The sequence below is a fragment of the Lysinibacillus sp. NPDC094403 genome (genome assembly GCF_050278745.1).
In the GTDB taxonomy this organism is placed as follows: Bacteria; Bacillota; Bacilli; order Bacillales_A; family Planococcaceae; genus Lysinibacillus.
On sequence record NZ_JBNNTL010000007.1, the window covers coordinates 186,728 to 200,718 of the forward strand.

Below are 13,991 nucleotides of genomic sequence, written 5' to 3' on the forward strand. Positions count from 1 at the left end.
TAAATATTATTTCCTTTCACATCATTTTTTTGAGGTATGGAATCTTTCGCCATACAAAATGACTTAGCAAAAAGCTTAGAATGATTCCTAAAAATGCCGTCATAAGGAATTTAATCCAGACTGATATTGGTAGGTCATTTAATGTATCTTGAAGGAAGACAACTACTGGGACATGGATGAAATAAACAACAAATACATTGTTCGATAACATTTTAGACCAACGATTAGTGCCGTTAAATTTTTCTCTAAATAATATTAGAAGACCGATTACAAGCGAAATACACAGTAACGTCTCAATTAATGATCGAGTCAACGAACCAAAGTTTTGTCCACCCTTTAAAAGAAAAGGATCTACCGTATTCCCTCCAAAATACAAAATAGATACTATTAATACTCCAATAATAAGCCAGATGTATCCTACTCTCGCACTCAAAGTTAAAAACCATTTCCGATGATAAGCCATAATGCCTAAACAAAAGAAACTCACATACTGTGGTACATGTGCAAATTCTGTTTGAATAAATCCTACGAAAGCTGTCCAATGATCAATAGGAAACCATATCCTTGTAATGAAAGTCACTAAGCTAACGATCAACCACAGAGAGAGAATCTGATAAACCTTAATGTTTCCATCTAATTTTTCTGTGGATTTCTTGGATGTAAAGAAGGTCCAGATTGAAAACAGAACCGCATACACAAGTAAATGCTCTAAAAACCATAAATGGCCAAATTGCATATCAGGCCATGATGGTCCAGACCAATTCGTGGGTTCACTACCAAGTCCAAAAAATATATTAACATAGTAAGAAAAAAATGAGATGGGTTCATAATCTCTGAAATTAATGTAATATAAATACATCAGAATAGGAATTATCACGAGAAATCCCAGTAGTAATGGAATACCAATTCTAATAAGCCGATCTTTTAAAAACCGTTTCGGCCCTTTTCTCGCGATTGATTGAGGGAGAAAATAGGCTGATAAAAAGAAAAACATACTCATAAAAAATGCTGCATTTACAGAGAAAAACCGGCCTAACCAGTTGATAGATTCATCATCTAAAAAATACCACCAACCACCTGGCCCATAGGCTTGTCCAGCATGGTGAGCTACTACAAGCATAATTAATGCTATTTTTATATTATCGATGAAATATAAATGATCACTCTCTTTTTTCACCTTTAAAACTCCTTTCCCATTAAAAGTTATACTTTAAATAATAGTAACGTATTTTCACTGTTACTCAAAAAATACATTTATGGTAAATAATATACTATTCTTGATCAATCATTTTTTTGCATTATCGACCTTCTGTGATATTGATAATAAGTTAATTCCTACTTCTACTAACCTGCCCCGTTAGTTGAAGAAGAAAAAGATGGGATCTCTGTGGAATCCCATCTTGAAGTAAAGCTACCCGTTAGCCATCCATGAAGTGCAAAAATCAGCACTTCACCACAGAAAATGAAAGATGATTAAGTTCTTTCATGGGAGTTTAAGAACCTTTTTTCTTCCCTAGACTCTTTAGTGTTGTACCAATTAACATAAGAAAAGGCCCTATTATCGTGCCATAATGAAAGTTGGGATTAATTCCCAGTGGTGCAAATATCCCTAACATAATCAATACAAATCCAAAACTTGAAGTTATCTCTCCTATTACGTTTTTATTAAACTTCTCTATACCAATGAGATCACTGATAAAGATTAAAAATACTCCAAACAAATAACATATCAAGAAAAATTTAAAGGAAAAATCCACAATAAAAATACTCAAAAGAATTATGATTACGCCTAAAGAAACAAATTTAGTTCTTTTAGATAAACTATTTATAAATTTTCTTTCTTCTTTGAACAAATCCCCCCACCTCACTAAATATTTTACCATAAAAATCCATATAAATTGTTAAACTATTCTGCCCCGTTAGCCATCCATGAAGTGCAAAAATCAGCACTTCACCACAGAAAATGAAAGATGATTAAGTTCTTTCATGGGAGTTGAATAACAACAATCTTTTATTAGGCAGCTATTATGAAATATATAAAGCAGTGTTAGTAGACCACCGTATGCCAGATGTAGAATTGATGCCGTTTATGTATCAAGGTATCAAATTGTATTTAGAACTATTGAACAACGACAACGATATTATAAAATATATTCAAACACATCAAAATCAATCTCAGAATGAAATCGTACAAAACCTACTACATCTCTTCCCTCATTACGGTTTAGGGGATTCTCAATATTTAGCATTAATTAATGCAACGCAAATTAAAGATTGATGGTTGCTTACCTTCCCTTTAGAGCGATGAAGAGTTGCTATCAAGCTCTTCATCGCTCATTTTAACACCGCGAAAAAAGCTTTGTAGAGGAATTTAAAATGTTCTTGTTTTCAAACAGCATCATTGACAATGCATTAGATTTTTTATAATTTGTAACAATGTGTAAAATTTGTAAAGTAACATAAAAACAATGGATGGGGTGTATTGAATGAGGATTATAAAAGTTGTAGATCATAACCACAATTGGAGCAACGACTACCAGAAAGAGGAACGTTCTATTAAAGCTATCCTTCAAGAAGAATCGGTGAACTGTTTTCATATTGGAAGCACATCAGTTCCAGGCCTAAAAGCAAAACCAATTATTGATATTTTACTAGTAGTCAATGATATCCACAAATTGGATTCATTTTCTAAGCAATTTCAAGAGATTGGATACGAAGTTAAGGGCGAATTCGGGATAACTGGAAGAAGATATTTCCGTAAAGGTGGCGATCATCGTACACACCAAATTCACGCTTTTCAATATAACAACATTGAAGAAATAGAAAGACATATAGCATTTAGAGATTACCTTCGAGAGCATCCCGAGGTTTGCAGGCAGTATGGAGAAATAAAGAGCCAACTTGCCAAGCAATATCCAAATGATATTGAAAGCTATTGTATCGGGAAAGACGATTTTGTCAAAAGTGTTGAAAAAGATGCAATTAAATGGCATTGGTCTGTCCGTTAATATCCTTGAAAGCCCTCTTTTACTATATTATAAGGATATAAAATGTTGAGTAACAAAAAAATTTTATCAGACAATATCATATACGAGGGTGTAATAAATGAACAAAGAAGTGAAAATAGCCTCCTAAATAAAAATTAAAAATATTTAGGAGGCTATGAATAATGATTATTAAAACCTATTTCGTTTATACTATCCTCATTTGTAGCAAAACTATTTCTTCTACTTAAATGTTAATTTGTTATTTTTCTCATAGCCCATTCAATAGGTCCCCTTTTATATTTTCTGCACCATAAAACGGAAAATAAAATACTCGCTACAAAAAACAATATTGAAAATAATAATGAAAATGCTAACGTTTGGTTTTCTATTCTATTTAATAAAGCCAATATGCCAACACCGATAAATACATGACTTACATAGTGAGTTAATGTTAACTGTCCTGTTTGGATAAGTGATTTGGTCAACCAATGACTAGGAAAATTTTCTACAATATAAATAGAAGCAACGATGACAATTATCGCTGAGGCGGAATTTGATAACATATAAAATATGTTTGGTGGAATTGGTCCAGTTTGAAACAAGAATGCGGCACTGTTACTATCTAATACCAACAGAGATAGTCGCATCAATACTTTTGAAAGTACCTCTATCGTTATGAGTAAAAATAAAGAAATATACAACATTTTGTTTCTTACAACTTTCTTCGATAAATTAAGTCTGCCAAGGATCATTCCAAGCAAAAAGAAACATATCCAGGGGAATACTGGATGATACCCATTAAACAACAGATTTCTAATAAAACCCTCTATTGTCCAAAAATCAAGATATTCCATAAATGGCTGTTCAGGATGCCATCCTTTCAAATAATTCATTGTCACTTGTAGGATTTGCGATGTTATTAAAAAAAGACTAGATATGATGATCATGAACTTTGTAGAAGCTACGATAAGAAATGATGCAATCAGCATATAAGCTCCATAATAATGGAGAATATCCCCAGTCCAATCTGCCACATATAAACATAAACCTAGAACACAAAGAAAAGCGGAACGTTTCCATAATTTCACTTTATTTTCTTTAATAGTAGAAAAGTCACCGCCATTTCTAGCTTTTCTTGTCATCAAAGCAACTCCGATACCTGCCAGCGTAACAAAAGTGGCAGACGCTCTTCCTTCAAAAAGACCAGTAAACCATATAAGCCACTCTGGCCCATTCCCTACCGCTCCCATAATAATTTTAAAGTTTACTATCAACATTCCAAACATAGCTAAGGCTCTGGCAAAATCTAACCCTTCAATACGCTTAGATTGTACCTGTTTGATCATAAATGTTCCTCCTTAAGTACACGATTAATGACTTCTTTAAATATTCTTATATCCACATTCATCTCATCAGCTATAGAGGTGGGAGGCTTCTGTTACTGTCGTTACAAAAAACATTTGCTAGTTGTTAATGGTATTCTATTGATCAATAGTCATATGGGGACATTCTTTTATAGATATTACAGACTTTTTATATCTACCTAAATATTGAGGAAACCACTAAAACCTTTATTTATCAGAAACCTATGCCTTTTTGGGGCGCCCTGCTTAATACATCCTAACTATAAACTATAGGGTTGACCTAATGTCAAACCAACTTTTATTTGTGTCCACCTCTCAATTCATTTGTCCAATTATTCATTGGTAGAATGATGCTAAAACCCACATGGCCCAAATCCATTATCTTTATCACATGGAATTTATACTTACAACTTCTTATAACCATTCTTTCATTATCAGTGATAACTGTTTAAAGTTTTATCATAGGTTTATTGTTTGACATTAGGCTAGCCCTAGAGTTTATATTTATGCTAGAGAAGAGGGATATTATGGATGAAACAATTACAATAAATCAATTGGCTAAAATATTTAATATTAGTCATCATCAAATACGATATTACGAAGAAAAAGGGCTCTTATTTCCATCCTACACGGATAATAATAGATATCGAAAATATTCTCTTAAGGAAATTTATCAGCTTGCTCAAATTTTAATGTTGAGAGACTTAAATCTTTCAATCGCACAAATTAAAGATGTTGTAACGACATATAAAAAAAATGATTATTTGAGTTTATTAAGCGAAAAATCAAAAGAACTTTCAGACGAAATAAACAAACTACAAAAAATTAAAAAGACAATTGATAGCCATTATGTAAATATTACAAACAAAAAAGTAAGTTCAACAAAATACTTAACTAAAAATCATTTAGAAAAAATAATCACTTTAAAAACTAATGAAACCTTATCAGCCAAAGATTTTTTAAAATTACAATTATCAACGCAATTTTTTTATAATGATATTATTTATGTTTTTGAAGAAAATGAATATCATATGTGTATAAAAACAGAACATAAAGCTGATTTCATCATGAATGAAGGTAAATATAGTTCTATATTTATTATTGGTGAAAATGATGATGAATTTGAGGAACAAATATTATCCATTATCGACAAGAAAAAAGCCCCTATCTATGTAATGGAGCTCTCAAGCGGCATTTTTACTAATAGTAATATTCTTGAGTTAGAAATTCTAATTCCCGAAAAAAGTGATAAAAATTAAAGTTCATATCATTCAAGAATCGATCAGAACAGAAAAACTTCGTGCTACAACTTTTTAAATTGTATTATATTTCTTTGAAATAATTTTAAGCAGCTCACATTTTTGAACAAAAGTGTTCAAAATGTGAGCTGTTTTTTATACTGAATTATACATTCATGTCTGTAATGGCAGGAATATTTATTTCCTTCACGCATGAAACTGGTGATAGATTAATAACACATTGGACAAGGGCTACAATATCTTGTACCGGAATACGTGTACCTTCATACAATTTAATTGCTTTTTCTGCCCCTTCTTCAAAAGGTACTTCAGCAGCAAGTTCTCCTGGATTAATACACGTTACAGTGATCTTATCTTTTCTCACATGCTCTCGCAAAGCATTTGTAATGCCTCGTAAGCCAAACTTAGATGTAACAAATGAAACTTGTGCATTATTCGTATGATCTAAACCTGCTGTCGATCCTATTAAAACTATTTTTCCATTTTCCGCCTGTCTTAAATTAGGTAGTAGCGCCTGAATATATGTAATTGTGGAAGTTAAATTAATATTAATTAAGTTTGCAATATCCCCAACTTCATCTTTATCAAACGTATAGTCATCTTCAAAACCACGCTTTTCCCATACTCCAACATTGTAAATTAATACATCAATAGCAACGCCATTTAAAGCTTCTTTTAAAGCAGGAATATGTTGTTGACTAGATAAATCAATCGCCAGCCATTTACGATTTACGCCATCATTTATATCTAAACTACTTGGTCGTGTACGTGACACCACCCATACTGTATCCCCTTCAGTTGGTAACCCCTTTACAAATGCATCACCTAAACCTTGACTTGCTCCAAATATAATAAAGTTTTTACTCATCCAATCACCCTTTCTATATAACTACAACGTAAGTATAGTTAATATAAAAATCAGTAACAACTAATGTGATTTATAGAAATATTTAGGTGCTCGACATTTCCTTTGCTTGTTCATTTTAAACTTATTTCACCCAATACGTTGTACAATCGTCACTTCGATCTAGGAAGCCATATTCAATTAAGTATCTTCTTAATGATACGTAATCGCTAAAAATAGGCTTTAAAATTTCATTGATTTCTTTTTCGGTATATTTATGCCCTGCCGCAAACTTCGTGACAATATGTTGCAGTATAATTATTTTTCGTTTTTCCTTACTTGGAAAACTTTCAATAGGACCATCTAAACCATCTTTAAAATACGTCGCTAGCACTTTTTCTTTCTCGTCTACTGTAATCGCATAACGTTCATCCACTTGCGTTGCCCCCTTATGAATAGGTTCGTATACTTTTGTTGTTTCTAAAGCTTGCATAATTGCAAGAAAAACTTTTGCTTGTTTTTCTTTTTCTTTCAATTTAAATCGATGCTGTCGAATTGTTGAAATGCTATTTGCAGAAGTGCTATTAACAATTTCCTTATCTGGAGCCCCTGTTGCAAATAGCTTAAGCAATTCGGTTTGGATATCTGATAGCCCTGTATCCTTCTTATTTAATTGAAGTAACGCTTCAAATACAGAGATATGTTCATTCTCGATATGGAGTTGTATAGCCTTTTTAGCCGTAAAAAAACGATCATCTATTTTGAATACTTCTTCTGCATCAAATATTTTTTTACAAAATATACACTCATATCTCTCACCTACGTCTACATATCCACTCGATATTTCCTCTATTGTCAAATCACCTATATTCATAAACAAAACCCCTTTGCGTTCATCATTTAATAAACAATATATAATAAATCCATCCATTTGTAAACAAACACTCATTTCGTTTATCTAAAAGCAAAAAGAAGAATCTATTTTGACAATAATTAATCAAAACAGATTCCTCTAGATAAATCATCTAAAAAGAAACAATGGACATATCAATTTTTTATACAGACTCTTTTAGCACTTGAGATTTTCTAGCAATAAATACTGATTACACTAGGATTAATCATTTTTTAGGGATGTACCAATAGTTATCTTTGTTATTTTCATCCATGTATTTTTTAAACTCTGGAGAACTATAGGCGTCTTTTACTGCTTTTGCCCATTCGGTATCTTTATTTTTTTCATTTACTACTGCTACTAATTCGTAATTTTTCACAACATCTTCTTGCAATATTGCTTCTTTCGCATCAATTCCTGAAGAATATACTATACTTCCTGGGATTACACCATAGTCCAAGTCTTTTAATGTACGTGGAATTTGAGCCGATTCCATTTCTTTAATTTCTAACTCATATTTATTTTCTACGATATCTTGTGCTGTTGCTTGAATTGGATCTATACCCTCTTTAATTTTTATCCAACCCGCTTTTTGTAAAATTGCATATGCACGAGCTGCATTAGATGGATCTTGTGGAATACCAATTACGTCGCCTTTTTTCACGTCATCTAATGATTTCTTTTTACCTGGGAATAAAGCTGCTGGAACTGTTGGGACAGCTGTTAACGAAACAAGTGATGAACCACTTTCCTTATTAAAGTTGTTCATATAAGCTGTATGTTGATCCACGTTTAAATCAATACCACCATCTGCTAAAGCAACATCCGCTTGTCGTAAATCTGTAAATTCTGTGTCTTCTACTTTATATCCTTTATCTTCAAGAATCGGCTTTACGGCTTTTAAAAATAATTCACTATAAGGTCCTGGTGACGTACCGACTTTAATTGTTTTCTTGTCATCTGATGAGCTTGAGTCTGAATTTCCGCAAGCTACTAATAAAATGGCAAGCGATAATAATAGAAATACTGAAATATACTTTTTCATAAATGAAGACCCCTTTATTGATGTCTAATTTTTTTCGCTAAATAACTGCCGAGTGATTGGATAAGTTGCACAATAATAATTAAAATAACGACAGTTAAAATAATGACAAATGTATTAAAGCGTTGATATCCATATGATATGGCTAAATTCCCAATACCACCACCCCCAACCGTACCAGCCATCGCAGTTGCTCCAATCAATCCAATTGTTGCGGTTGTTAGCGTTAATATAATAGAAGCAAGTGCTTCAGGGATTAAAAAATGTCGTACAATTTGTAAAGGCTTCGCGCCTAATGATTTTGCTAGTTCGATAATTCCTGGATTCACTTCTAATAGAGATGTTTCCACTAATCGTGCTATAAATGGAGCAATATAGATAATGAGCGGAACGATCGCTGCCTCTGTACCATATGTTTTTCCAACAATTAAGCGTGTGAACGGAACGATCGCTACGAGCAAAATAATAAACGGTAATGAACGAATAATATTAATAATTGAATTTAATATGAAATAAACAATTTTATTTTCTTTAATGCCATTTGGCCTTGTAAGCACTAAAAATAGTGCAAGTGGTAGCCCTAATAACGTTCCAATTAATAGCGAAACAGAAACCATATAAACAGTTTCGGTCATAGCCTGCCAAACTATATCCGGGGAAATCCGATTCATATTTTCACATCCTCTACAATGACATTAAACTCTTTAATAAATGCTTTAATTTCTTGAATGATTGGCTCATTTGCAGAAAAAGCGATAGTAAAGATGCCTAAAGTAGTTCCCTCTAGTTCTGTAACATTGGCAAAGACAATATTGCTTTCTACATGATTGAAACGTTTATTTAGTTGATATAATAAAGAACTAGCCGTATTTTCTCCTAAAAACTTTAATCGTAATAAAGTATACGTGTGTTTGTTTTTTTGATAAAAATTCAATAGGTCATTTGGAATTTTATTTGGAATAACCGTTTCTACAAAATCTTTAGTAGTCTGTTGGTTAGGCTGACCGAACACTTGAATAACATTTCCTGTCTCAACTAATTGACCATCTTCCATCACAGCTACTTTATTACAAAGGTCACGAATAACTTCCATTTCATGTGTAATTAATAAAATGGTTATATTAAACTGTTCATTGACTCGCTTTAACAATTCTAAAATTGATTTCGTCGTTTTAGGATCAAGTGCAGAGGTTGCCTCATCACATAATAAAATTTCAGGATTTGTGACCAGTGCACGCGCAATTCCAACGCGTTGTTTCTGACCTCCAGAAAGTTGGTTCGGATAGTTTTTATCTTTATCTTCTAAGCCAACAAATGAAAGCATTTCCTTTACTTTTCTATCGATTTCTTCTTTACTCTCATTCCGTAGTTTTAATGGCAATGCGACATTGTCAAAAACATTTTTTGACTCAAGTAAATTAAAATGTTGAAAAATCATACTAATCTTTTTCTTATTCATAATTTTCTCATTTGAGCTTAACTTTTGAATATCCTTGCCATCTACGATGATTTGCCCAGAAGTCGGATTTTCTAATCCATTTACCATCCGAATTAATGTACTTTTACCTGCTCCACTATAGCCAATAATCCCGAATATATCGCCTTTCTGAACTTCTAGAGAAACATCATTTAAAGCGGTTATTTTCTTTTTCTTTTGATAAAATTCTTTTACGATATGTTTAAAGACAATCAAGGTATCATTCCTCCAGATTCATTTGCCACTAAACTGAAAATATGGGCTTCAATTTTTAATCGATCAAAAAATGATGAGCAATTTTTAGGAACATTTCCCCTGAATGTAGGAGTGCTCGTTCATCAAAATCAAATTTTGGGTGATGGTGAGGATATTGTGTATTTGGATCCTCATTTTGAGCACCTACATAAAAGAAATTACCGGGTATTTCTTGTAAATAGTAAGCAAAGTCTTCTGCTCCTAGCACTGGCTCTTTCAGCATAAAAGCACACTCTCCAAACTGTTCTTTTATGAAACGCTCCACAATTGCAGCTTCTTCCACCGGATTAACTAGTACTGGATAACCATGGAGGTAATCTAATTCAAAACCTATATAATTAGTAATCTTTAACCCTTCCAAAATGGCTCGAATTTCCCTTTCTATTTGAGCTCGAACATCTTTATTTAATGCACGAACGGTTCCTTCTAAAATAGCTGAATCTGCAATTACATTAAAGGCATTACCAGCGTGAATACTTCCTACTGTGACAACAGCAGCTTCTGTTGGATTAATACGTCGACTAACAATTTGTTGTAAGTGTTGAACTAGTTGAGTTGCCGCAATAATGGTGTCTTTCGTTTCATGAGGTCGAGCTCCATGCCCACCTTTACCGAAAATTTTAATCGTAAAAGCATCAACTGAGGCCATGATTGCACCTGAAGCGGTTGACAGCCTGCCAATGGGAAGGTCTGTCGCTAAATGTGCACCGAATACATAATCCACATCATCTAAAACCCCGTCTTCGATCATAAATTTCGCCCCACCTGGTGGCTTTTCTTCCGCTGGTTGGAAAATAAATTTAGCTGTCCCATGAATACGATCCCTATGTTTTTGAAGAACTTTTGCCACCGCAAGTAAAGCGGCGGTATGTCCGTCGTGTCCACAGGCATGCATAACGCCAGGCACTGTGGATTTATATGTAACTTCTTTTTGATCCTCGATAGGTAATGCATCAAAATCCGCGCGAAACGCAATCGTTTTTCCATGTTCGCTTCCCTGAATAATTCCAATTACACCTTTATCACCAACATCCTCTTGAACAGAGATTCCATAACTTTTTAATGTATCCGCGATAAAACGAGATGTTTTTTCTTCTTGAAAAGAAAGCTCTGGGTTTTGATGTAAAAAGCGACGATTTCCTACGATCTCTTCAAATAAACCATCCAACTCTTTTGTAAGTGTCTCAATAGTCAATTCTTAACCCCTCCTTGAATTAGTTAATCATTCGATATATTCAGAACAATTAATACGATTTTAAACATATAAAACCAATAAGTCAACTATGTTTTATTTATTTTGTATTTACTCTAAAATAAAACAACCATCTAGCTTCGATTGAAAATCGAAACCAGATGGCTGAAAAAGTCTGTCTATTAGATAGGAATAAAATGATTGTTAGTCTTCGTTAATTGGGCTTTTACGACGGTTTAAAATAAGATTATATGGCTATATACTTCTTTAATCGTTTTTTTCACTTTGCCGATATATGAGAACACTACTTATTATGCCAAGTCCACCAAATAACAAAATCCATATATTCTTAAAAAAAAGTCCATAGATCGTCATTACACTACCTATAATTCCACTTGAAAAAGCACTGGATACCATGGATTTTTTTGTTGGTTTAGGGAATTGGATAGAGGTTCCCAGATTTTTATTTCCCCATTTACATGCCGCATCCATGATATTTTGTAGTTTGTCTAACATCTTTTTATCCTCCTATTTTTAGAATACGAAAAAAGAAAAAAATGCATTGGACAAAGCACCCAAAAAAGCCAACATTGAAAATGATAAACAAACCATTCCTCCAATCATTTTCGACTTCTGTTCTCTATTCTTTTTGGATACTAAAACTAACCCGAAGATTAGTAGGAAGATTGCTAAAATGATATTAATCGTGATAAAGAAGGGTGCTGTTTCTTTTAGAAAGTCTATAATACTCCAAAATAAACTCATTGATATCTCCTCCTATTTTATAGTTGAAATAAAACCTCTACTCAAAGATGCTTGCTACCAATTGCTTCGTCATAAATTGAAATGCGGCAAAATGATCACAGTTCTTTGAAATTCCTTCTTTACTTGCAATGCTTGAAAGAAGGACGGTGAAGGTAGAAAAGGCTAAATTTTCAGGAACTTTCAATTTAAGATTTGCTCGTTTGATTGCTGTGCGAAATAGTTCACTACTATCAAATATTAATTTTTCTTTCATTTCCTCCGAAAGTTTACTATAAAACGATGTGAAATCAGTCGTTTTCACGTCATACAGAAATGGTTTGCTTTCGTATTCATAGTAAAGCTGGATTATGGCTGTTTCAAAGCCGGACTTTTCAGGGCATTGTTCAATTCGCTCAATGAAATTTTCATAAATCGTATCTTGAATGTCATACAGAACTTCAAAAAAAAGCTCTTCCTTACTTGAATATAAATTATAAAAAGTACCCGTAGAAATTTCTGCTTTCTTACACAATGCGCCAATGCTTGTTTCTTTATAACCCGGAGAAATCCAAAATGCCATACATTCATCTTTCAATTTACGTTTAATCAGAATTTTATCTTCTTCTGAAAAAACTTTTTTTCCTCTTGCCATAGAAATGCCTCCTTTATGAATTATTTATATGAATATTCATATATTATATTCATACGTTATCATTAACACCAATTTTTCACAAGGGATTAAATGAAAAATCACTCTAATCTTTGAGTTCACTGTACAATAAAAAGCCAACGTTTTAATATGGTACCTGTAGTTAGGACACTTGAAAAAGAGTGTGCTAACTGCAGGTATTTTTTATATACTAGACTTTCAAGATTAAAGAACGAACTAGAGGTTACTATGAGTAAAATTTTATTTTCACCAAAACAGGTACTACATCTTCAAAAAAATCCAAACGTACAACAGGTTAGCGAACGTACGATTACCTATACAGATACATTTAAAAGTCAATTCATTGATGAATACTTCGCAGGGAAAACACCGAGACAAATTTTTAAGGAATATGGCTTTGATGAAGAGATAATTGGAATCAAACGTATTGAACAATCAGCTTTTCGTTGGCGTAAAGCATATGAAAAGAACGGCTTAATTGGCTTAACGGATACACGCAAATCTGGATCAGGTAGACCGATTAAACGTGAATTAACAGCGGCAGAAGTCATTGAAAGACAAGCTGCACGCATTCAACTATTGGAGGGGCAAGTAGATTTACTAAAAAAGCTCGAAGCGACAGAAAGGAGGCTGCTAAACGACAGCCAAAGACTAAGCACAAATAAGGTTTTTCAACTCATTTCAGATACGCTCACTCAGTTTCCATTTAAACGGATGGTGACGTATTTTTGTGACCTCTTAAAGGTTTCTCGCTCAGGCTATTATAGCTATTTACAGGCGAGTGATGCGCGAGTAGTGAGAGAACAGAAGGATTTAAAGGCGCGCGACTTGGTTTTAAAAGCCTTTGATCGTCGTGGTTATAAGAAAGGCTCTCGTTCGATTAAAATGACACTCGAGCAGGATTTTCAATGTGTGATGAGCCGTAAAAAAATCCAGCGTATTATGCGCAAGTATGGGATTGTCTGCCCGCATCGTAAACCGAATCCATATAAACAAATGGCGAAAGCAACGAAGGAACATCGTGTTGTGCCAAATAAATTAAATCGTGAATTTAAGCAAGGTATCCCTGGGAAAGTATTATTAACGGACATCAGCTATGTGCCATATAACGGAAAGTGTATGGCTTATTTGTCGACGATAAAAGATGCCTCGACGAACGAAATTTTAGCGTACCATGTCTCAGACCGAATCACGCTCGAAATAGCTACGGAAACGATTGAAAAACTGATCCGCAATAAGCGCGCTCAGCTTCATCCAGAGGCCTT

Annotated in this window: 16 protein-coding genes; 4 read left to right on the forward strand and 12 right to left on the reverse strand. The window is 33.4% G+C overall.

All coding sequences use genetic code 11. The features are described from left to right. Positions 1 to 16: 16 nt before the first annotated feature. The gene (locus ACQKMV_RS13500) at positions 17 to 1,177 is read right to left on the reverse strand and encodes an acyltransferase family protein (RefSeq protein ID WP_427504525.1); all 1,161 of its coding nucleotides are present in this window, start codon (positions 1,175 to 1,177) and stop codon (positions 17 to 19) included. 316 nt (positions 1,178 to 1,493) lie between these two features. Beyond that, a complete protein-coding gene (locus tag ACQKMV_RS13505) occupies positions 1,494 to 1,853 on the reverse strand; it encodes a hypothetical protein (protein ID WP_427504526.1) in 360 nt (119 codons plus the stop codon). A 140-nt stretch (positions 1,854 to 1,993) separates the two neighbouring features. Between ACQKMV_RS13505 and ACQKMV_RS13510 the strand changes: the two genes are divergently transcribed. Continuing rightward, positions 1,994 to 2,278: a hypothetical protein gene (locus ACQKMV_RS13510; protein WP_427504528.1), complete on the forward strand. Its 285-nt coding sequence runs from the start codon at positions 1,994 to 1,996 to the stop codon at positions 2,276 to 2,278. 208 nt (positions 2,279 to 2,486) lie between these two features. After that, positions 2,487 to 3,008, forward strand: a complete 522-nt coding sequence (locus ACQKMV_RS13515; protein ID WP_427504529.1) for a GrpB family protein — start codon at positions 2,487 to 2,489, stop codon at positions 3,006 to 3,008. Positions 3,009 to 3,238: 230 nt separating this feature from the next. On the opposite strand, the gene ACQKMV_RS13520 is transcribed toward ACQKMV_RS13515, so the two are convergent. After that, a complete protein-coding gene (locus ACQKMV_RS13520; RefSeq protein ID WP_427504531.1) occupies positions 3,239 to 4,333 on the reverse strand; it encodes a DUF418 domain-containing protein in 1,095 nt (364 codons plus the stop codon). A gap of 545 nt (positions 4,334 to 4,878) precedes the next feature. Between ACQKMV_RS13520 and ACQKMV_RS13525 the strand changes: the two genes are divergently transcribed. Continuing rightward, the gene (locus ACQKMV_RS13525) at positions 4,879 to 5,610 is read left to right on the forward strand and encodes a MerR family transcriptional regulator (RefSeq protein WP_427504532.1); all 732 of its coding nucleotides are present in this window, start codon (positions 4,879 to 4,881) and stop codon (positions 5,608 to 5,610) included. Between the two features lie 145 nt (positions 5,611 to 5,755). Here the strand turns inward: ACQKMV_RS13525 and ACQKMV_RS13530 are convergent, their stop codons facing one another. The 9 genes from ACQKMV_RS13530 to ACQKMV_RS13570 form a co-directional block, all read right to left on the reverse strand. Continuing rightward, positions 5,756 to 6,478 carry an SDR family NAD(P)-dependent oxidoreductase gene (locus ACQKMV_RS13530; RefSeq protein WP_427504535.1) on the reverse strand — a complete coding sequence of 241 codons (723 nt, stop codon included), beginning with the start codon at positions 6,476 to 6,478 and terminating at the stop codon, positions 5,756 to 5,758. A gap of 121 nt (positions 6,479 to 6,599) precedes the next feature. Then, a complete protein-coding gene (locus ACQKMV_RS13535) occupies positions 6,600 to 7,328 on the reverse strand; it encodes a DUF2087 domain-containing protein (protein WP_427504537.1) in 729 nt (242 codons plus the stop codon). A 244-nt stretch (positions 7,329 to 7,572) separates the two neighbouring features. Then, entirely contained in the window at positions 7,573 to 8,391 is an 819-nt protein-coding gene (locus ACQKMV_RS13540; RefSeq protein ID WP_427504539.1) for a MetQ/NlpA family ABC transporter substrate-binding protein, read from the reverse strand. 14 nt (positions 8,392 to 8,405) lie between these two features. Further along, a complete protein-coding gene (locus tag ACQKMV_RS13545) occupies positions 8,406 to 9,059 on the reverse strand; it encodes a methionine ABC transporter permease (protein ID WP_427504541.1) in 654 nt (217 codons plus the stop codon). After that, positions 9,056 to 10,081, reverse strand: a complete 1,026-nt coding sequence (locus ACQKMV_RS13550) for a methionine ABC transporter ATP-binding protein (protein WP_427504544.1) — start codon at positions 10,079 to 10,081, stop codon at positions 9,056 to 9,058. Before ACQKMV_RS13550 ends, ACQKMV_RS13545 begins: the two co-directional genes overlap by 4 nt. A gap of 55 nt (positions 10,082 to 10,136) precedes the next feature. Continuing rightward, on the reverse strand, positions 10,137 to 11,315 hold the full coding sequence (locus tag ACQKMV_RS13555) for a M20 metallopeptidase family protein (protein WP_427504545.1): 1,179 nt from the start codon (positions 11,313 to 11,315) through the stop codon (positions 10,137 to 10,139). Between the two features lie 264 nt (positions 11,316 to 11,579). Continuing rightward, complete coding sequence (locus tag ACQKMV_RS13560; RefSeq protein WP_427504548.1) at positions 11,580 to 11,828, reverse strand: hypothetical protein; 249 nt, start codon at positions 11,826 to 11,828, stop codon at positions 11,580 to 11,582. Between the two features lie 18 nt (positions 11,829 to 11,846). Beyond that, positions 11,847 to 12,077 (reverse strand): hypothetical protein, encoded by a 231-nt coding sequence (locus tag ACQKMV_RS13565; protein WP_427504550.1) that lies wholly within the window; start codon positions 12,075 to 12,077, stop codon positions 11,847 to 11,849. 37 nt (positions 12,078 to 12,114) lie between these two features. Further along, the gene (locus ACQKMV_RS13570; RefSeq protein WP_427504552.1) at positions 12,115 to 12,708 is read right to left on the reverse strand and encodes a TetR/AcrR family transcriptional regulator; all 594 of its coding nucleotides are present in this window, start codon (positions 12,706 to 12,708) and stop codon (positions 12,115 to 12,117) included. A 246-nt stretch (positions 12,709 to 12,954) separates the two neighbouring features. Here ACQKMV_RS13570 and ACQKMV_RS13575 point away from each other — a divergent pair. After that, positions 12,955 to 13,991: IS3 family transposase (locus ACQKMV_RS13575; RefSeq protein ID WP_427504555.1), on the forward strand; the 1,037-nt coding region annotated here is incomplete at its 3' end.